The following is an 18,068-nucleotide window of genomic DNA, read 5'->3' on the forward strand; positions in this document are numbered from 1 at the left end:
AATTTGGATTGCGCCGGGGCGGGCATTGGGCTTGCCTTGCGCCAATCATAGTGATTCCGGGGTGCCTTTCGATGACTGACATTGCGTTCTTTGACGGCCACAACGACACGCTGCTGCGGCTGCTGGAAGGGCCGGGCGCCGACAAAACGCAAGCCTTCATCGCGGGTAGTGCAGACGGGCATCTCGACCTGCCACGGGCACGGAAGGCGGGCATGGCGGGCGGGTTCTTTGCGATGTTCCCGCCGCCGGTAAAGGGCAATCTGGCCGGGGTGTTCGCGCAGGCCGCCAATCCGAAATCGGACCTGCCGCCAAACCTGGCGCTGGCGGATGCAATGGCCTCGACCATGGCGATGACCTCGATCCTGCTGCGGCTGGAAAGGGCGGGCGCGGTGGCGATCTGCCGGAACGCCGCCGAGGTCAAATCAGCGATTCATCGGAATCACTTGGCGGCGATCCTTCACATCGAGGGTGCGGAGGCGATCGACCCCGATCTGGACGCGCTGGACGTGCTTTACGCGGCGGGTCTACGTTCGATTGGCATTGTCTGGAGCCGGGCCAATGACTTTGGCACTGGCGTGCCGCTGCGGCACAATGCCGATCCCGATATCGGGCCGGGACTGACCGATGCCGGCAAGGCTTTGGTGCGGGCGTGCAACGGGCTGGGCGTGATGATCGACCTGTCCCATCTCAATGCGGCGGGCTTCCGCGACGTTGCGGCAATTAGCGACAAGCCGCTGGTGGCAACGCATTCCAACGTCCATGCGATCAGCCCGCATGCGCGCAATCTGGTGGATTGGCAATTGGCGGCGATTGCCGAGAGCAAGGGGCTGGTGGGCGTGAACTACGCCACCGGGTTCCTGCGACCGGATGGGCAGTTCCGCGCCGACACGTCGATGGAACTGGTGGTCAGGCACCTGGATGGGCTGGTGGAGGCGCTGGGCGAGGATGGCGTGGCGCTGGGCTCGGATTTCGACGGCGCGATGATTCCGGCGGAGATGGTCGATGTGACCGGCGTGCCAAAGCTGCTGCAAGCCCTCTTGGACAAGGGCTATGGCGAGCCACTGGTGCGCAAGATCGCGATGGGGAACTGGCTGTCGATGATTGAGCGGACGATGGGGTGATGGGGCGGGGCGCGCTGGTGGCGCGCCTTCCTTCACCCACGAAGTCATTCCCGCGCAGGTGGGAATGACTTCGTAATTACTTAGAACGGATCGTCGCCGTCGACCGGAGCCTCGATGGGCTTCTTCTTGGGCGCAGCTTTCTTGGCGGCGGGCTTCTTGGCTGGGGCTTCGGCGTCGCCGGCAGCGGCCTTGGTGGTTTTCTTGGCGGCTGGCTTCTTGGCAGCGGCCTTTTTCGCCGGCGCCTTCTTGACCTTGGTGCCGGTGGCTTCGGCGCGGGCGGCGATCCATTCGACCGCCTGATCAACGGTCACATCCTCGGGCTTGATGTCCTTGGGGATGGTGGCGTTGATCTTGCCCTGATTGACATAGGGGCCGTACTTGCCGCTGCGGACGGTGATCGGGCCATTGGCGTGCTCGAAGGTTGCGATAGCGGCGACAGCGCCGCCGCGCTTGAAGCCACCAGCTGCCTTCTGGGCCAGGAGGTCTACCGCGCGGTTGAGGCCGACCGTGAAGACTTCCTCGACGTCGGGCAGGTTGGCGTATTTGCCATCATGCAGGATGAACGGGCCATAGCGACCGAGGCCGGCAACGATGGGCAGGCCGGTTTCAGGGTGAACGCCGACATCGCGGGGCAGGGCGAGCAATTGCAGGCCCTTGTCGAGCGTCATGGCTGCGGCGTCCCAGCCCTTGGGCAGGGATGAGCGCTTGGGCTCCTTGCCTTCGCCAAGCTGGACATAGGGACCAAAGCGGCCGGACTTGAGGAAGACCTGCTCGCCGGTTTCCGGGTCGGTGCCCAGAATGCCATCGCCGGCAGCGGCCTCGGATGAACCGCCAGTGGCGGCATCCGACAGCTGCATCGTGTGCTTGCATTCGGGATAGTTCGAGCAACCGATAAAGGCGCCGAACTTGCCGAGCTTGAGCGACAGCTGGCCGGTGCCGCAGGTGGGGCAGACGCGCGGGTCGCCGCCATCGGGCTTGGGCGGGAAGATGTGGTCGGCCAGGAGGTCATTGAGCGCGTCAAGGACTTCAGAGACGCGCAGATCCTTGATCTCAAGGGTGGCGGCGGTGAAATCGGTCCAGAAATCGCGCAGCACCTGCTTATAGTCGAGTTCGCCCGCAGAAATCTGGTCGAGCTGCTCTTCGAGGCCGGCGGTGAAGCCGTATTCGACATAGCGGGTGAAGAAGCTTTCGAGGAAGGCGGTGACGATGCGGCCGCGATCTTCGGGATGCAGCGCCTTGCCTTCAAGCCGGACATAATCGCGATCGACCAGCGTGGTGACGGTGGCGGCATAGGTGGAAGGACGGCCGATGCCGAGTTCTTCCATCTTCTTGATCAGGCTGGCTTCGGTGTATCGCGAGGGCGGCTGGGTGAAGTGCTGTTCGATTTCGACGGCCTGCAGGTCCGGCTTGTCGCCAACGGCGAGCGCGGGCAGCTCGCGGCTGTCCTCATCGATCTCGTCTTCGTCCGACTTGGCTTCGACGCCATAGAGGGTGAGGAAGCCGGGGAAGGTAACGACGGAGCCAACGGCGCGCAGTTCGACAGCGCGGCCGGGGACATGCACGGAAATATCGACCGTGGTGCGGTCGATCTCAGCCGAGCGCATCTGGCTGGCCAGGGTCCGGCGCCAGATCAGGCCGTAAAGCTTCTGCTGATCGGCATCGATATGCAGGTCTTCGGGCTTTTTGAACATGTCGGTGGGACGGATGGCCTCGTGCGCCTCCTGGGCGTTCTTGGCCTTGGTCTGATAGATGCGCGCTTTTTCCGGCAGGTATTGTTCGCCAAAAATGCGACCAATGGCGCTGCGGGCCATGGCAATGCCTTCTGGCGCCATCTGCACGGCGTCAGTACGCATATAGGTGATCAGGCCGTCTTCGTAGAGACGCTGGGCGATCTGCATGGTGCGCGACGGGCTGAGGCCGAGGCGCGACGATGCGTCCTGCTGCAGGCTCGAGGTGGTGAAGGGCGCGTAGGGATTGCGCTTGGTCGGCTTCTTTTCAACCGAAGACACGTTGAAATTGCCGGCTTCGATCAGGGCCTTGAGCTCGGCGGCGTTTTCGCCGGTCTTGACATCGAGCTTGTCGGTCTTCTTGCCGTCGACCGAATAGAGGCGGGCGAGGAAGGACTTGCCCTTCTGGGCGAGCTTGGCTTCCACCGACCAGTATTCATCGGCCTTGAACTTCTCGATCTCGGCCTCGCGGTCGCAGACCAGGCGTAGCGTCACCGACTGCACCCGGCCAGCCGAGCGGGAGCCCGGCAGCTTGCGCCACAGGATAGGCGAGAGGGTAAAGCCGACAAGATAATCGAGGGCGCGGCGGGCCAGATAGGCATCGACCAGTGGCTCATCGATCTGGCGCGATTTGCTCATCGCCTCGAGAATGGCGTCCTTGGTGATCGAATTGAACACCACGCGGCGAACCGGCAGATCCTTCTTGATCGCCTTCTTCTGCTTGAGCACATCCAGAACGTGCCAGGAAATGGCTTCGCCTTCGCGATCCGGGTCGGTTGCGAGGATCAGTTCATCGGCGCCTTTAACGGCGCGGGCAATGTCAGCAAGGCGCTTGGCCGACTTGGAATCGACTTCCCACGACATGGCAAAGTCTTCATCGGGACGAACCGAACCGTCCTTGGCAGGCAAGTCGCGCACGTGTCCGAAGCTGGCCAGGACCTCGTAGTCCGCGCCCAGATACTTGCTGATCGTCTTGATTTTGTTCGGACTTTCAACAATGACGACTTTCATGCGCGCTGCTTTCGGAAACCGGATTTCCACCCCAATCGGATGGAGCGTGACAAGGGGATGCCAAGGTGGCGCAACATGGTGAAGCCGAGCGACGGTGTCAACGGTGCCTCGGGGGAGATGGGGACACTCTCTCTTAGAGAGAGGAAAATTTAGGGGCTTCCATTGGCTTCCTATCCTTCGTCATTGCCCGGCTAGTCCGGGCAATCCAATTCTGGCAGGGCAGGAGGATGGACCGCCCGGACGAGCGGGGGTGCGGTGGGGAGGAATTGAGTTCTCCCCAATGATTGGCCGTCAGTTGTACCGCAGGGCGACCAGCTGGCCGCTGGACCATTCGATCTGGCCGCCGAGGTCGAGTTCGAGGAGCAGCATCTGGATGGCGGACACGCCAAGGCCGGTCTGGCGGACGATCTCATCGACTTCCACAGGCGTGGTGCTGAGCGATGAGAGCAGGCGGGATTTGTCGTCGTTACTGGGCGGTGGCAGGGCGAGCGGGTCGGCGCCGAATTCGGGTTCCCAATCGGGATCGAACAGGGCGGTGCGGGCGGGATCGGCGCTGCCGAGGGTTTCCATGATATCGGCGGCGCAGGTGATCAGCTTGGCGCCTTGCTGGATCAGTGCATTGCCGCCTTCGGCCCTGGGGTCGAGCGGGGAGCCGGGAACGGCGAAGACGTCGCGGTTCTGCTCCAGCGCCAGGCGGGCTGTGATTAACGAGCCGGAACGCTTGGCGGCCTCCACAACGACCACGCCCAGCGACAAACCCGAAACCAGGCGGTTACGCCTGGGGAAGTCGCGGGCGCGCGGCTCCCAGCCCAATGGCATTTCGGTCAGCAGGGCGCCGCCATTGTCGAGGATCTCGTGGGCAAGAGGGATGTTTTCGTCGGGATAGATCTTGTCGAAGCCGCCTGCCAGCACTGCAATGGTGCCGGTGGCAAGGCTGGCCTGATGGGCAGATGTGTCAATGCCGCGGGCCAGGCCGGAAACCACGGTGTAGCCGCCAGCCCCGAGTCCCTGGGCGAGCGTGCGGGTCATCTTGATGCCGGCGGAGGAGGCATTGCGGGCGCCGACGACGCCGACGGTGCGGCTCCAGTCCAGCGATTCGCCTCCGGCCATGGTCAGCAGGGGCGGGGCGGCGGCGATAAAATTGAGCAGGGCCGGATAGGCCGCCTCGCCCGTCGCCACCAGCCGGGCGCCGAAGCGCTGCAGGCCCGCAAGCTCGTCCTCGGCTTCCATCTGGGTGGTGATGCGCGGATTGGTGCCGGTGCGCCTGATAAGGCCGGGCAGGGCATTGATAGCGGCCTCGGCGGAGCCGAAGCGGTTGAGCAATTGGCGGAAGGTGACTGGACCGACATTCTCGGTGCGCAGCAGGCGCAGCCAGGCAGTGCGCTGCGCCTGGGTAAGCTCAGTGGCTCCCGGGCGCAGCGCACGCATTACTGTGGCTTCTTTTCAGAGCCGATCTTGGGCTCGGTCCGGTTCATCAGCCGAACGATGTTTTCGCGATGCTGGTAGAACAGGACCACTGCCAACAAGGCGACTGTGCCGGCCAGCCATTCGTCGGCCAGCGCGAAGGCGAAGATCGGGGCGGTGGCTGCGGCGGTCAGGGCGGCCAGCGAGGACATTTTCTGGGAGAAGGCGATGATGAGCCAGACGGCGCAGAAGATCAGCCCCACGGGCCAGCTCAGCGCCAGCAGCGAGCCGATCATCACCGAGACGCCCTTGCCGCCCTTGAAGCCGAGCCAGACCGGGAAGCAATGACCGAGGAAAGCGCCGATGGCGGCGATGCGTGCGGCTTCTTCGCCCCAGTAATAGCGGGCAATCAGGATGGGCAGTGCGGCTTTGCCAGCGTCGAGGATCAGCGTGGCGGCAGCGATCCAGCGATTGCCGGTGCGCAGCACATTGGTGGCGCCGATATTGCCCGAGCCAATGGCCCGGATATCGCCGAGCCCGGCGGCGCGAGTCAGCAGCAGGCCGAACGGCACTGAGCCGCAAAGATAGCCCAGGATGGCGGCATAGATGAACTGGATGGTCACGGCGTCCCCTCGGCATGCGTATGAACGACTGCGCCGCCCACAATAGTGTGCATCACTTTGCCAGCAAGTCGAGCGCCTTCAAAGCTGGTATTGCGCGACCGCGAGTGGAAATCGGCTTCGGCGACCTGCCAGGGGTAGTCCAGATCGAAGACAATCAGGTCCCCCGGGGCGCCCCGGGCAATGCGCCCGCTGTCGAGACCCAGGATCTCCGCGGGTCGAATGGTCATGGCGCGCAGCACGGTGGCGAGGTCGACATCGCCTGAATGGACGAGGCGCAAGGCCGCCGCCAGCAGTGTCTCCAGGCCGATTGCGCCATCGGAGGCTTCGGCGAAGGGCTGGCGCTTGACCTCGGCATCCTGTGGATCGTGATCGGAATGGATGGTGTCGATGGTGCCGTTGCGCAGGCCCTCGATCATGGCCTGGCGGTCATCCTCCGAGCGCAGTGGCGTCGCCAGCTTGAAGAAGGTGCGATAGCGGCCAATGTCGTTTTCGTTCAGCGCCAGGTTATTGATGGAAATGCCGGCAGTGATCGACTTGCTGCGTTTCTTGGCAGCGGCGAGCAGATCGAGCGAATAAGCGGTGGAGACCTGGGCGGCGTGATATTTGACGCCGGTCAGCATGGCCAGCTGCAGATCGCGGGCCAAGGGGATGGTCTCGGCTTCCCGAGGGATGCCCTTGAGGCCGAGGATTGTGGCAAAAAGCCCCTCATTCATCACGCCTTCGCCGGTGAGCGCGTCGTCGCAGACATGGTGAACCACGGTCATGCCGTAATTGGCGGCGTAGCTGAAGACGGTGCGCAGCAGGGCGTTGGACTGGATGGAGTGGCGGCCATCGGTGAGGCAGACGGCGCCGGCCTCACGCAGCAGGCCGAACTCGGTCATTTCCTGGCCAGCCAGGCCCTTGGTGATGGCGGCGGCAGGCAGCACATTGACCTTGGATGTGGCCTTGGCGCGACGGATGAGGAAATCCACCAGCGCGCCATCGTCCACTACCGGGGTGGTATCGGGCATCATCACGAAGCTGGTGACGCCACCGGCGGCGGCTGCGGCACCGGCAGAGGCCAGGGTTTCGCGATACTCCTTGCCGGGCTCGCCGGTAAAGACGCGCATGTCGATGAGGCCCGGCGCGAGCACCTGGCCATTGGCCTTGATGACTTCGGCGCCTTCGGGCACGCCGACCGGGCCGCCTTTGGAGATATCGGCAATGCGGCCATTTTCGACCAGAACGGCGCCCATGTGATCGAGGCCGGAGGCCGGATCAACGATGCGGGCATTTTCAATCAGCAGGGGCCGGGTCATGCCTTGTCTCCTGCAGGCAGCAATGCATCGAGTACGGCCATGCGGACGGCAACGCCCATTTCAACCTGCTCGGTGATGACGGAGCGGTTGCCATCGGCAATGGCCGGGTCAATCTCGACGCCGCGGTTCATCGGGCCGGGATGCATGACGATGGCATTGGGCCTGGCAAAGGCCAGCTTTTCGGCGTCCAGGCCATAGAAGTGATAATATTCGCGGACCGAGGGGATCATGCGGCCATTGGCGCGCTCATGCTGCAGGCGCAGCATCATCACCACGTCCACGTCCTTGAGCCCCTCGCGCATATCGGTGAACACCTCGGTGGCGAGGTGCTCGATGCCGGCGGGCAGGAGATTGCGCGGGGCGATGACGCGCGTGCGTACATTGAGCGCGCCCAGCAGCAGCAGATTGGACCGGACGACGCGCGAATTGCCGATATCGCCGCAGATGGCGACAGTGAGGCCGGAAATGCGCCCCTTGTTCCGGCGGATGGTCAGCGCATCGAGCAGGGCCTGGGTGGGGTGCTCATGGGCCCCGTCGCCGGCATTGATCACCGCGCAGCCAACCTTCTGGCTCAGCAATTCGACTGCGCCGGCCGCCGCGTGTCGCACGACGATGACGTCGGGCCGCATGGCATTCAGCGTGGTCGCGGTATCGACCAGCGTCTCGCCCTTGGAGACTGAGGAGGACTTGACCGACATGTTCATCACCAGCGCACCGAGGCGCTTTCCGGCGATCTCGAACGAACCCTGGGTGCGAGTCGATGGTTCGAAGAACAGGTTGATCTGAGTCTTTCCGGTCAGGGTCGCGTGGATCTTGCGCTCCTGACGGGAGACCGGAACCATGCGTTCGGCCCGGTCCAGCAGATCAATGATCTCATGCTGCTGGAGATCGGCGATCGACAGCAAATGGCGCTGGTTGAACGGGGGAAAATCACCGGGCGTACCGGTGGCGGTGTTCGAGGCTTTTTGGGCCATGCGTTCCCATCCTGCTATTTTCTGCGGTCTAGCGGAGGGGGGCGCGGGGAGCAAGGGGAGGAGCGGATTTTGTACAAGCTTTGCTTCGCCGCGGTTGCTGTTGGGCCGCGGAGATCAGCAGATGAATTGCTCGGAGGAGCAGGGCATGCCGCGCGTTCAAGCAGTTCTTTGGCGCGCCACCCGGCAGCCTGCGTCGGCAGGATCGGCGGATGGGCGCGGCGTTCTGAGCGTTTAGCTGTGGCGGAGGCGGTCGAGGGCGCCTTGCAGGATGTAGCTGGCGGCAAGTTTGTCGACGACTTCGGCGCGGCGGTCTCGGCGCAGGTCAGCCTCGATCATCATGCGGGTGACGGCGCTGGTCGAGAGGCGCTCGTCCCAGAAGGCGATGGGCAGCGTGATGCGCTGCGCGAGACTGCGGGCGAAGGCGCGGGTCGATTGCACACGGGGGCCTTCCGAGCCATCCATATTGAGCGGCAGGCCCAGAATGATGGCGACGGCCTTGTTTTCGGCGATCAGTTCGTCAAGCCGGATGGCGTCCTGGGTGAACTTGGTGCGCTTGATAGTCTCAAGCGGCGTCGCCGAATAGCGCATGCCATCGGAGATCGCGACGCCAATGGTCTTGGTGCCGAGGTCGAGGCCGAGGATTTTGCCACTGGCAGGGATGCCCGCGAGCGGATTGGCCGGAATGTCGTCGGTCATAGGGATGATGTCTCTTTGCCGTGTGCGCCCCGTCCTATAGTTTCCGGTCAGATTTGGCGACAGGGATCTGACGAATGAAACTGACCTGGTTCGGCGGGACGACGATGCGGATGCATATCGGGGGGGCGATTCTGGTGGCGGATGCGGCCCTGGCACCGGTGGGCATCGACGCGGCGGAACTGGTGTCGGGGGCGGATCGGGTATTCGGGTTTGCCGGGGGTGATGCTGGTCTGCCTGCGGTGGATCCGACGGTGTGGAAACCCCGGCGCGTGCCGCGACCGCTGGAGGACGATTCGCAGGTTGATGTGATCGTATGGGCGGTTGGCCCCGGTGCGGTGCTTGTGGATGCGCTCGGCGAGCCGCCCCTCCTGCTGGTGGCGGGCGAATTGCCGCGGCTGGGGCGCTGGATGGGCGACGCAGTGGTAGTGCTGTTTGGTGACGGTGCGGCGATGAGCGGTCTGGGCGAGGCGCTGCTGGATGTGGTGCCGCCGCGGTTGATCGGGCTGGCCGGCAGCGAGGAAGATGTCGACTTTGCCATCACGGCGCTGCGGGAGCATCTGGACGGCACCGGCCTGGTGTCGCTGGAGGCGCGGCTGGCGCTGGAAGTCTAGTTGTTCTTGATATGTTCTATTTGACTTGGTAGCGTTCCCTCCTGGACAAACAGGGGAGTTCGCATGAGCAATTATGTAACAATCGGCGCGCAGGACACGGTTGCGTCGAACGCATTCTATGACGCTGTGATGGCAACGATCGGCTGGTCCATGCACGACGATTTCGACGGGTGGCGGGCCTATTCCCAAGGTGGAACGGGAGCGGGTCTGACGGTTTGGGTCTGCCGGCCATTCGATGGGCAGCAGGCGAGTGTTGGCAATGGCATGATGGTGGCGCTTGAGGCGAGGTCACCAGCCGAGGTTGATGCGTTTCATGCCGCCGCCCTGGCGCATGGCGGGAGCGACGAGGGCGCGCCGGGCCCGCGTCCGCACTATGGACCAACCTGGTATGCCGCCTACTTGCGGGACCCCAGTGGCAATAAACTGGCCGCTTTCCACCGCGAGTAAGGCGGACAGGGCCAGCGATGGGGGCTTTGCCGCCCAAACGCGGGGATCGTGCAGTGTCAGGCCGGGGCGGGTGGCATTGAGGCGCATGGCATGCGGGCGCGCTGATGCGCCGCATAAGCCAATTTCATTGTATTTTCCGGCGACCGGTTGCTATTAACGCCGCAGATTGAGCTGATATCTGGAGTTCCCCATGTCCGTCGACGCCGCAACAGTAAAGCGCATCGGGCGCCTGGCGCGTATCCGCATCGAAGAGAGCGAAGTGACCGCCTACCAGGATGAGCTCAATGCCATCCTGGGTTTTGTCGAGCAGTTGAGCGAAGTCGATGTGGCTGGCGTCGAGCCGATGACCTCGGTGACCCCGATGGTGCTGCGGCGCCGTGACGATGTGGTGACCGATGGCGGTTATCCCGAAAAGATCGTCGCCAATGCGCCGCTGTCGGAAGACAACTTCTTCATGGTCCCCAAGGTGGTTGAATAGTCATGGCCGTGACTGTCGCGATCGAGACCCCATTGCAGGACGACGTTCGCGTATTGGTTGCTGCGCTCAATGAGCATCTGCTGCCGCTGTCGCCGCTGGAATTCCAGTTCAAGATGACGGTCGAGCAGATGGCGGGTGCCGATACCACGCTGTTCGTGGCGCGTGACGAGGATGGCAATGCCGTTGGCATTGGCGCGCTCAAGGTCCATTCGCCCGAGCTGGGCGAGGTCAAGCGCATGTTCACCGACCCGAGTGTGCGCGGCAAGCGCGTGGGCTCGACCCTGCTGGACGCCATCGTGGCGCTGGCGCGCGACAAGGGCCTGGGCCAGCTGATGCTGGAAACCGGCACCGGGCCGGGCATGGCGGAAGCCCACCGGCTCTATACCCGCAGCGGTTTTTTGGCGCGCGGCCCCTTCCTCGACTATCCCGACAGCGAATGGTCGGCGTTTTTCGAACTTCCCCTTTCGGCGCCTGTGAGCGCCGCCTGAACCAATTCTGGCGCCTGGCGCCGAACGATTAAGAGAGTGACCTCCTTGACCGACCTGACCAAACTGAGCCTGTCCGCCGCCCGCAAGGGCATGGAAGACAAAGACTTCACCGCAGTGGAGCTGACGGGCGCCTATATCGACGCCATCGAAACGGCCAATCCCAAGCTGAACGCCTATGTGTCGGTAACCCCGGAGCAGGCGTTGGAGATGGCTAGGGCGAGCGACGCCAAGCTTGCAGCCGGCAATGCCGGTCCGCTCGAAGGCATTCCGCTGGGGATCAAGGACCTGTTCGCGACCAAGGGCGTGCATACGCAGGCGGCCAGCCACATCCTCGATGGCTTCAAGCCCGAATATGAATCGACGGTGACGGCGAACCTGTGGCGCGACGGCGCCGTCATGCTGGGCAAGCTCAACATGGACGAATTCGCCATGGGCTCGTCCAACGAGACCTCCTATTACGGTCCGGTGATCAGCCCGTTCCGCGCCGAAGGCAGCAATGCCAATCTGGTGCCGGGCGGCTCGTCGGGTGGCTCGGCCTCGGCGGTTGCGGCCTGGCTCTGCGCCGGCGCGACGGCCACCGATACCGGCGGCTCGATCCGCCAGCCGGCGGCCTTCACCGGCACTGTCGGCATCAAGCCGACCTATGGCCGTTGCTCGCGCTGGGGCACTGTGGCCTTCGCATCTTCGCTCGACCAGGCGGGCCCGATTGCCCGCACCGTCGAAGACGCGGCGCTGATGATGACCTCGATGTCGGGCTATGATGCCAAGGATTCGACCAGCGTGGAGTTGGCGGTTCCCGACTTTGCGGCTGCGGTCGAGCGCGGGGTCAAGGGCCTCGTCATCGGCGTGCCGCGCGAATACCGCATGGATGGCATGCCGGCCGAGATCGAAAAGCTCTGGCAGCAGGGGCTCGACTGGCTGCGCGCCGAGGGCGCCACGGTCAAGGACATCTCGCTGCCGCATACCAAATATGCCCTGCCGGCCTATTATATCGTCGCGCCGGCCGAAGCCTCGTCGAACCTGGCGCGCTATGACGGCGTAAAGTTTGGCCTGCGCGTTTCGGGCAAGGACATCACCGACATGTATGAGTTGACCCGCGCTGCCGGGTTCGGCCGCGAGGTGAAGCGTCGCATCATGATTGGCACCTATGTGCTGTCCGCCGGTTATTTCGATGCCTATTACGTCCAGGCGCAGAAGGTGCGGACGCTGATCAAGAAGGACTTCGAGGACGCGTTCAACGCTGGCGTCGATGCCATCCTGACCCCGGCAACCCCATCGGCCGCGTTCGGCATTGGCGACGAGGCCATGGCGGCAGATCCGGTCAAGATGTACCTCAATGACGTGTTCACCGTGACGGTCAACATGGCGGGCCTGCCGGGCATTGCCGTGCCGGCCGGCAAGGACGGGCAGGGGCTGCCGCTCGGGCTGCAGCTGATCGGCAAGCCGTTCGATGAAGAGACCCTGTTCGCCGCGGCGCGCGTCATCGAGCGCAGTGCCGACATGGACTTTTCGCCGAAGCGTTGGTGGTGACAAGCCAGCGGGCCTTCGAGGCAGCGATCAAAGCCGGCGATATCGTCGCCGGCGAAGATCTATCCAATATCGACTGGAGCGACCTGCCGTCCGGACGGATCCGGTTGCGGGACTGCACGCTGCAGGGCGCGAGCCTGATGAGTGCCGCGCTGGGCGAAGCGGTGTTCGAGGACGTGACGTTTCTCGAATGCCGATTTGCCGGCGCGGACCTGGTCAATGCGGTATTCACCCGGTGCGTGCTGTTTGATGCGGATGCGCGCAAGGGCTGTGACTTTGCCGATGCGCAGCTGCGCGCGGCGCATTTCACCGATTCCAACATTTCACTGTGCCGGTTTGCCGGGGCAAACCTGCACGCTGTGATCATGGAACGCTGCAAGGCGTCTGGCGCCGATTTCGAGGATGCCAGCTTTATCCGCAAGAGCGGACGCAACAGCGTCACCGCGGCCCGCTTCATCGATTGCGCACTTGATTTCAGTAATTTCCGCCATGTGGCACTGGATGATTGCGAGTTCGAGGGCTCGAGCCTGCGGCAGGCGGATTTCTCGCAGGCCAATCTGACCGCCACCAGTTTCCGTCGCGCCGATCTCAATGCGGCCAATATGGACGAGGCGCGGATGGAGAATGCCGACCTGCGCGAAGCCTCGGTCGATGGGCTCAATCTGACCCGGTCGCGTGGGTTTGCTGGGATCAAGGTCAGTCAATCGCAATTGAGCGCGTTGGCCGGCCCGTTCGGCATGCGTGTCTTCCCCGACTAAGCGCGCCTTGATCTATGGGGCATTGGGGTCTATGTCGCCCTTCAATTGACAGTTCATGGCAGGTGCGACCTGCCGTTTCTCAGGTGATTGGATGGCCGTGGATATCTTTACGTCGCTCGATTGGTCCGAGCCGCCCAAGGATATGAGCAAGCCGCTGCAAGCATTGTGGTGGCTGAAAAAGGGTGAGCTCCGTATCGGACCGGAATGGGAGCAGGCCCACAACATCGTCCAGGCGATGGAAGGCGTGCAGGCGTTCGACTGGGTACATGCGCTGATGCACTGGATCGAAGCCGATATGGGTAATGCCGATTACTGGTACCGGCGGGCCGGCAAGAAGCGGGCAACAGCCAGCGTGGCAGCGGAGTGGGAACACATCGCGGCAGCGCTCAGCGGCGTGACCAAGCACTAAACAACCAGGACACTCCCGCTCAGGCGGGAGTTTCTTTTTGGGGTGTGCTGGGGGAAGAGGCGGAAATTCCCACGCGCGGCAATGACCCCGTGTGGCAGGCGGCGGCTTAGCGGAGCAGCGTTTTGCGGAGATCGTCGAAGCTGTCGAACATGAAATCGGGGTTGTGACGGCGCAGGGCCGCGGCGGAGTTGAAGCCGAAGGTGACGGCGCCGGCAGTGATGCCTTCGTCACGGGCCGCATCGATGTCGCGCAGTTCATCGCCAATGGCGATGGCGGCGGCGGGGGCGATGCCCAGTTGGCTCAGCACCTTGCGGAACTTGGCGGCCTTACCCCACAGGGAGGCGCCGCAGACATAGTGATCGATCAGGTCGGCGGCCGGCCCGAGCACCTGGCGGATCGGGGCCTCGGCATTGGAGCTGACGATGACCAGGCGGACGCCGGCATCGGCCAGCGCCTCGAGGGCCTCGGCTACGCCGGGATACAGCTGGATATCGGTCGCGGCTTCGGTGGCGAGGCGGCGCATATAGCTGGCGATCATCGGCATCTTCCACAGCGGCACGCCCAGATGGGCGATGACCTCGCGGCTGCCCAGCTCACGCAAACCTTCGATTTCCTCCGGGGCGACCGGACGCAGGTCGAACTGCTCGGCAGTCTGGTTGAGGATCGAGCAGAACCAGGGGAAGCTGTCGGCAAGGGTGCCATCAAAATCGAAGATGACGAGTGAATATGCTGGCATGGCTGGCTCCGCGTGAACGTTGTCGATTGCCGGTTTGGCGGGGCAGGGTCAAGTGCCGCATTCGTGAGCCGGCGGTGGAATGGCGGTCTGCCGCGACTAGGGCTATATATGGAGGCAGTCTTGGTCGGGGCGTTTTGGGCGCGGGGCGGGCGTCTGGCGGAACCCGGGTTGAAATCGACGCGTTGGTTATCGAATCGTCGGCATTCAGGAGGACGAAATGGGCCTGTTCAACACGATGGCGTTCCGTGCTCTGGCGACTGGGGCGCTGGTGATGGCTGTCTCCGCCGGTGCTGCAACGGCCGCTGATGTGATTACTGTGCCGACTTCCACACCGGCTGTCCTCGCTGTGCATGATGAGGGTGGTTTTGACTGGGGCGGCTTCTACGCGGGTGTCTATGGCGTATCGCAGTCCAGCCCGGTTGGCGGCAGCCAATTTGGCGTCGGGGTTGCGGCGGGCGTTAATGCGCAGTTCGACTTCTATCTGGTTGGTGCCGAAGTGGCGGTACAGGGGCTGACCGGCGGCGTCGGCGAAACCAGCTATGGGCAGATTCTGGGTCGGGCCGGTCTCGTGGTCGCGGACGATGTCGTGGTTTACGCGGCCGGCGGCTACGGGCTGGATCTGGGCGCGCCAGACGAGAGCGATGTGCTGGTCGGGGCAGGGGTCGAGCTATCGGTGACCGATAATGTATCGGTGCGGGCGCAGTACCTGCATGGCTTCCCGCTCACCGGGGCCAATGACAAGAACCAGGTAACGCTGGGCGCCGCTTTCCATTTTTGATTCCGCCGGCGCCGATTCCCAGGAAATGGCCAGGCAGTGAGGGATTTTTCTTGCCGCTTCCCTCTTGCGAACTCATGCCGGTGAGTCGTACGCTGCCCGACTTGCGACACCTCGTCGCCCCTGCGGGGTAAGGTTTCTGCCGCATTTGTATCAAACTGGGCCAATTTCGCGGTTTTCGCGCAACACCTGCCCCCAAATGGTCATCAAATCTTATCCGCGCCATGTAATATGGCTTCGCCCGGGGTTGTCAGCTGAGCGCCTGTGAGGCATCTATCGGTCGACTACGGTTAACTCTATGGGAGTGCAAGATATGTTTGTACGTTCGCTTACTCTTGGTGTCGCAGCTGCGGCCCTTCTCTCGTCCGGCGCTATGGCTGCGGACCTGTTCATCCCGACCACTCCGGCTCCGATCTATGAAGCTGCCGGTTTCAGCTGGGATGGTCTCTATGCTGGTATCGAAGCTGGCGGTCTCTTCAACGGCGACAACGCCTTCAACAACCTTGCTCCTAGCGTTACGCAGGGTGTCATCGGTGGTATCGTTGGTGCCAACTTCATCGTTGCTGACCCGATCCTGATCGGTCTGGAACTGCAGGGTGACTACGTGTTCGGTTCGAACGCAGATGCCGGCCTGTTCCTGGCTCTCGCTCGCGTTGGCGCTGTCGTCACCGATCAGGTCCTGGTCTATGCAGCTGGTGGCGTTGGCGTCACCACCCGCGCCGGTACTTCTGATGGCGTGTACGCCCTCGGCGGCGGCGTTGAATTCGCAGTGACCGAGAACGTCTCGATCCGTGGCGAAGTCCTCGGCCTCGGCGACTTCTCGGATGTCGCTCCTGACTCGTTCTTCGAGTCGGCCAAGGCAACCGTTGGCGTGTTCTACCACTTCTAAGAATTTTGCAGGCGAACCGGGCGGTCTCCGCCCGGTTTGCAAAGCGTCTTGCAAAAACCCAATTCGGCGAACTGGTCCTCCCGGTTCGCCGTTTTGGTTTCAAAAGGGCTCCGTTTCGACGGGGCCTTTTGCGTTTTCGGCTGGCTTTCGCGCGTCAGTCGCGGCGGGGCGCTGATCCGGATGGCCATTGGCCTGGGGAGAGGGGCGACTCACCTGCTGCGGCCCCGTTGAGGTCGTGGTCTGCCGGCAATGCGTGCGTTGGCAGGCGCGCGCCGATGAGTGCGTATCCGCAGAAATTGTGCTGGTGGAGCCGGTTGTTGCGAGAAAAGCGCCGTATTAGGAATGATATTCGATAGGGCGGGGGGTATTGGATAGGTGATGTTTTTAGTCATATTTTCTTTCCCTTGAAACCCACTAGCCGAAGGTCTAAGCCCTAGCCATCAACTGTCGCGTTGGTTCGCTCGCCCCAATTGCCTGCGTAACTCTCGCGTTCCCCGGTCCTTGACCGGCATCGAACACAGGCTGCCGCATGACTGATTTGCTCAGCGACTATCTGCCGATTGTCCTTTTCATTGGCCTTTCCGGCGTGATCGGACTGGCCCTTCTGGTGGCGCCCTTCATCATTGCGGTGAAGCGGCCCGATCCGGAAAAGGTCTCCGCCTTCGAGGCGGGATTTGACGCCTTCGACGACGCGCGCATGAAATTCGACGTGCGCTTCTACCTGGTGTCGATTCTCTTCATCATTTTCGATCTGGAAGTTGCCTTCCTGTTTCCGTGGGCCGTGGCTTTCCGGGATGTGGGCTGGTTCGGCTTCTGGTCGATGATGATCTTCCTCGGGGTTTTGACCGTCGGCTTTATCTATGAATGGCGCAAAGGGGCCTTGGAATGGGATTGAGCGAACATACCGGTCCGCTGATCGCACCACGTCCGACTGGTCTGATCGACCCGCGTACCAATAAGGCCGCAGGGGCGGATGATCCGTTCTTCACCGATGTTACCGACGAGCTGGCCGATAAGGGCTTCCTTGTCTCGACTGCTGCGCAGCTCATCACCTGGGCGCGCACAGGGTCGCTGATGTGGATGCAGACAGGTCTGGCCTGCTGTGCCGTCGAGATGATGCAGATGTCGATGCCGCGCTACGATATCGAGCGTTTCGGCACCGCACCGCGCGCGTCTCCGCGCCAGTCCGATGTGTTGATCGTCGCTGGCACGCTGACCAACAAGATGGCTCCGGCTCTGCGTAAGGTCTACGACCAGATGCCAGAGCCGCGCTATGTCATCTCGATGGGTAGCTGCGCCAATGGCGGCGGTTACTACCATTATTCCTATTCGGTGGTGCGCGGTTGCGACCGTATCCTGCCCGTCGACATTTATGTCCCGGGCTGCCCTCCGACCGCCGAGGCGCTTCTTTACGGCATCCTGTTGCTGCAGAAGAAGATTCGCCGTACCGGCACGATTGAACGATAGGGTCGCTCGGTATGGATGAGGCAATCCAGGTTGATCCGCTGATGGATCTTGGTGGGCACATTGCAGGCTCCCTCGGTTCGGCGGTGCTGGCGCAGGATGTGGCGTATGGCGAGCTCACACTGACGGTCGAGCGCGACTCGATCGTCAAGGTGGCGACGTTCCTGCGCGACGATTCCCGCTGCCGGTTCATTTCGATGGTTGATGTGTGCGGTGTCGACTACCCCGAGCGCGACGAGCGCTTCGAGGTTGTCTATCACTTCATGAGCCCGCATCTGAACCAGCGCATCCGCGTCAAGCTTTCGGCTGACGACATGCATCCCGTGCCCTCGATCACCAGCGTATTCCGTGGGGCCGACTGGTTCGAGCGCGAAGCCTACGATCTCTATGGCGTGCTGTTCTCGGGGCACCCCGACCTGCGCCGTATCCTCACCGATTATGGCTTTGACGGACATCCGCTGCGCAAGGACTTCCCGACCACCGGGTTCGTCGAAGTGCGCTATGATGAAGAGCGCAAGCGCGTCGTCTACGAGCCGGTCAAGCTGATGCAGGAATTCCGTTCGTTCGACTATCTGTCGCCCTGGGAAGGCACCGATTACGTGCTGCCCGGTGACGAGAAGGCCAAGCAATGA

At 62.9% G+C, this 18,068-nt stretch carries 20 protein-coding genes; 13 read left to right on the forward strand and 7 right to left on the reverse strand.

Annotated features, from left to right (window positions below):
• The first annotated feature begins 71 nt into the window (after nt 1-71).
• A complete protein-coding gene (locus BUA69_RS04485; protein ID WP_046135881.1) occupies nt 72-1,121 on the forward strand; it encodes a dipeptidase in 1,050 nt (349 codons plus the stop codon).
• Nucleotides 1,122-1,201: 80 nt separating this feature from the next.
• Here the strand turns inward: BUA69_RS04485 and topA are convergent, their stop codons facing one another.
• The 6 genes from topA to ruvX form a co-directional block, all read right to left on the reverse strand.
• Nucleotides 1,202-3,859 carry a type I DNA topoisomerase gene (gene topA / locus BUA69_RS04490; protein ID WP_046135880.1) on the reverse strand — a complete coding sequence of 886 codons (2,658 nt, stop codon included), beginning with the start codon at nt 3,857-3,859 and terminating at the stop codon, nt 1,202-1,204.
• Nucleotides 3,860-4,150: 291 nt separating this feature from the next.
• Nucleotides 4,151-5,287, reverse strand: a complete 1,137-nt coding sequence (gene dprA / locus BUA69_RS04495) for a DNA-processing protein DprA (protein ID WP_046135879.1) — start codon at nt 5,285-5,287, stop codon at nt 4,151-4,153.
• On the reverse strand, nt 5,287-5,886 hold the full coding sequence (plsY, locus tag BUA69_RS04500; protein WP_082093880.1) for a glycerol-3-phosphate 1-O-acyltransferase PlsY: 600 nt from the start codon (nt 5,884-5,886) through the stop codon (nt 5,287-5,289). The genes dprA and plsY overlap by 1 nt, the downstream gene beginning before the upstream one ends.
• A complete protein-coding gene (gene pyrC / locus BUA69_RS04505; protein ID WP_046135878.1) occupies nt 5,883-7,184 on the reverse strand; it encodes a dihydroorotase in 1,302 nt (433 codons plus the stop codon). The genes plsY and pyrC overlap by 4 nt, the downstream gene beginning before the upstream one ends.
• Nucleotides 7,181-8,158 (reverse strand): aspartate carbamoyltransferase catalytic subunit, encoded by a 978-nt coding sequence (locus BUA69_RS04510; protein WP_046135877.1) that lies wholly within the window; start codon nt 8,156-8,158, stop codon nt 7,181-7,183. Before BUA69_RS04510 ends, pyrC begins: the two co-directional genes overlap by 4 nt.
• A gap of 231 nt (nt 8,159-8,389) precedes the next feature.
• On the reverse strand, nt 8,390-8,854 hold the full coding sequence (ruvX, locus tag BUA69_RS04515; protein ID WP_046135876.1) for a Holliday junction resolvase RuvX: 465 nt from the start codon (nt 8,852-8,854) through the stop codon (nt 8,390-8,392).
• 74 nt (nt 8,855-8,928) lie between these two features.
• Here ruvX and BUA69_RS04520 point away from each other — a divergent pair, with 74 nt between their 5' ends.
• The 7 genes from BUA69_RS04520 to BUA69_RS04550 all read left to right on the forward strand — a co-directional run bounded on the left by BUA69_RS04520 (nt 8,929) and on the right by BUA69_RS04550 (nt 13,572).
• Nucleotides 8,929-9,465, forward strand: a complete 537-nt coding sequence (locus tag BUA69_RS04520; protein ID WP_046135875.1) for a hypothetical protein — start codon at nt 8,929-8,931, stop codon at nt 9,463-9,465.
• Nucleotides 9,466-9,528: 63 nt separating this feature from the next.
• Nucleotides 9,529-9,912: a VOC family protein gene (locus tag BUA69_RS04525; protein ID WP_046135874.1), complete on the forward strand. Its 384-nt coding sequence runs from the start codon at nt 9,529-9,531 to the stop codon at nt 9,910-9,912.
• Between the two features lie 190 nt (nt 9,913-10,102).
• A complete protein-coding gene (gene gatC, locus BUA69_RS04530) occupies nt 10,103-10,390 on the forward strand; it encodes an Asp-tRNA(Asn)/Glu-tRNA(Gln) amidotransferase subunit GatC (protein ID WP_046135873.1) in 288 nt (95 codons plus the stop codon).
• Nucleotides 10,391-10,392: 2 nt separating this feature from the next.
• Entirely contained in the window at nt 10,393-10,878 is a 486-nt protein-coding gene (locus BUA69_RS04535) for a GNAT family N-acetyltransferase (RefSeq protein ID WP_046135872.1), read from the forward strand.
• Nucleotides 10,879-10,923: 45 nt separating this feature from the next.
• Entirely contained in the window at nt 10,924-12,408 is a 1,485-nt protein-coding gene (gene gatA, locus BUA69_RS04540; protein WP_046135931.1) for an Asp-tRNA(Asn)/Glu-tRNA(Gln) amidotransferase subunit GatA, read from the forward strand.
• Nucleotides 12,405-13,163, forward strand: coding sequence for a pentapeptide repeat-containing protein (locus BUA69_RS04545; protein WP_143154416.1), 759 nt, complete (start codon nt 12,405-12,407; stop codon nt 13,161-13,163). The genes gatA and BUA69_RS04545 overlap by 4 nt, the downstream gene beginning before the upstream one ends.
• Before the next feature lie 91 nt (nt 13,164-13,254).
• On the forward strand, nt 13,255-13,572 hold the full coding sequence (locus tag BUA69_RS04550) for a hypothetical protein (RefSeq protein WP_046135871.1): 318 nt from the start codon (nt 13,255-13,257) through the stop codon (nt 13,570-13,572).
• Nucleotides 13,573-13,678: 106 nt separating this feature from the next.
• On the opposite strand, the gene BUA69_RS04555 is transcribed toward BUA69_RS04550, so the two are convergent.
• On the reverse strand, nt 13,679-14,308 hold the full coding sequence (locus BUA69_RS04555) for an HAD hydrolase-like protein (RefSeq protein WP_046135870.1): 630 nt from the start codon (nt 14,306-14,308) through the stop codon (nt 13,679-13,681).
• A gap of 217 nt (nt 14,309-14,525) precedes the next feature.
• Between BUA69_RS04555 and BUA69_RS04560 the strand changes: the two genes are divergently transcribed.
• From BUA69_RS04560 to BUA69_RS04580, 5 genes are all read left to right on the forward strand, one after another.
• Nucleotides 14,526-15,086 carry an outer membrane protein gene (locus BUA69_RS04560; protein WP_046135869.1) on the forward strand — a complete coding sequence of 187 codons (561 nt, stop codon included), beginning with the start codon at nt 14,526-14,528 and terminating at the stop codon, nt 15,084-15,086.
• 310 nt (nt 15,087-15,396) lie between these two features.
• Nucleotides 15,397-15,972 carry an outer membrane protein gene (locus tag BUA69_RS04565; protein WP_143154417.1) on the forward strand — a complete coding sequence of 192 codons (576 nt, stop codon included), beginning with the start codon at nt 15,397-15,399 and terminating at the stop codon, nt 15,970-15,972.
• 529 nt (nt 15,973-16,501) lie between these two features.
• The gene (locus BUA69_RS04570; RefSeq protein WP_046135868.1) at nt 16,502-16,867 is read left to right on the forward strand and encodes an NADH-quinone oxidoreductase subunit A; all 366 of its coding nucleotides are present in this window, start codon (nt 16,502-16,504) and stop codon (nt 16,865-16,867) included.
• The gene (locus tag BUA69_RS04575) at nt 16,837-17,439 is read left to right on the forward strand and encodes a NuoB/complex I 20 kDa subunit family protein (protein WP_143154418.1); all 603 of its coding nucleotides are present in this window, start codon (nt 16,837-16,839) and stop codon (nt 17,437-17,439) included. Before BUA69_RS04570 ends, BUA69_RS04575 begins: the two co-directional genes overlap by 31 nt.
• A 41-nt stretch (nt 17,440-17,480) precedes the next feature.
• Nucleotides 17,481-18,068, forward strand: a complete 588-nt coding sequence (locus tag BUA69_RS04580) for an NADH-quinone oxidoreductase subunit C (RefSeq protein WP_244468784.1) — start codon at nt 17,481-17,483, stop codon at nt 18,066-18,068.

This window comes from Devosia limi DSM 17137 (genome assembly GCF_900128975.1).
Taxonomy (GTDB): Bacteria; Pseudomonadota; Alphaproteobacteria; order Rhizobiales; family Devosiaceae; genus Devosia; species Devosia limi.

What these genes read in the sequence shown, in the direction of transcription:
- BUA69_RS04575 (WP_143154418.1), top strand. Translation starts at nt 16,837, where the DNA reads ATGGCGCAAAGGGGCCTTGGAATGGGATTGAGCGAACATACCGGTCCG.
- ruvX (WP_046135876.1), bottom strand. Translation starts at nt 8,854, where the DNA reads ATGACCGACGACATTCCGGCCAATCCGCTCGCGGGCATCCCTGCCAGT.
- BUA69_RS04580 (WP_244468784.1), top strand. Translation starts at nt 17,481, where the DNA reads ATGGATCTTGGTGGGCACATTGCAGGCTCCCTCGGTTCGGCGGTGCTG.
- BUA69_RS04520 (WP_046135875.1), top strand. Translation starts at nt 8,929, where the DNA reads ATGAAACTGACCTGGTTCGGCGGGACGACGATGCGGATGCATATCGGG.
- BUA69_RS04560 (WP_046135869.1), top strand. Translation starts at nt 14,526, where the DNA reads ATGGGCCTGTTCAACACGATGGCGTTCCGTGCTCTGGCGACTGGGGCG.
- topA (WP_046135880.1), bottom strand. Translation starts at nt 3,859, where the DNA reads ATGAAAGTCGTCATTGTTGAAAGTCCGAACAAAATCAAGACGATCAGC.
- BUA69_RS04485 (WP_046135881.1), top strand. Translation starts at nt 72, where the DNA reads ATGACTGACATTGCGTTCTTTGACGGCCACAACGACACGCTGCTGCGG.
- BUA69_RS04510 (WP_046135877.1), bottom strand. Translation starts at nt 8,158, where the DNA reads ATGGCCCAAAAAGCCTCGAACACCGCCACCGGTACGCCCGGTGATTTT.
- BUA69_RS04555 (WP_046135870.1), bottom strand. Translation starts at nt 14,308, where the DNA reads ATGCCAGCATATTCACTCGTCATCTTCGATTTTGATGGCACCCTTGCC.
- BUA69_RS04550 (WP_046135871.1), top strand. Translation starts at nt 13,255, where the DNA reads ATGGCCGTGGATATCTTTACGTCGCTCGATTGGTCCGAGCCGCCCAAG.
- BUA69_RS04565 (WP_143154417.1), top strand. Translation starts at nt 15,397, where the DNA reads ATGTTTGTACGTTCGCTTACTCTTGGTGTCGCAGCTGCGGCCCTTCTC.
- BUA69_RS04525 (WP_046135874.1), top strand. Translation starts at nt 9,529, where the DNA reads ATGAGCAATTATGTAACAATCGGCGCGCAGGACACGGTTGCGTCGAAC.
- gatC (WP_046135873.1), top strand. Translation starts at nt 10,103, where the DNA reads ATGTCCGTCGACGCCGCAACAGTAAAGCGCATCGGGCGCCTGGCGCGT.
- pyrC (WP_046135878.1), bottom strand. Translation starts at nt 7,184, where the DNA reads ATGACCCGGCCCCTGCTGATTGAAAATGCCCGCATCGTTGATCCGGCC.
- BUA69_RS04535 (WP_046135872.1), top strand. Translation starts at nt 10,393, where the DNA reads ATGGCCGTGACTGTCGCGATCGAGACCCCATTGCAGGACGACGTTCGC.
- dprA (WP_046135879.1), bottom strand. Translation starts at nt 5,287, where the DNA reads ATGCGTGCGCTGCGCCCGGGAGCCACTGAGCTTACCCAGGCGCAGCGC.
- BUA69_RS04570 (WP_046135868.1), top strand. Translation starts at nt 16,502, where the DNA reads ATGACTGATTTGCTCAGCGACTATCTGCCGATTGTCCTTTTCATTGGC.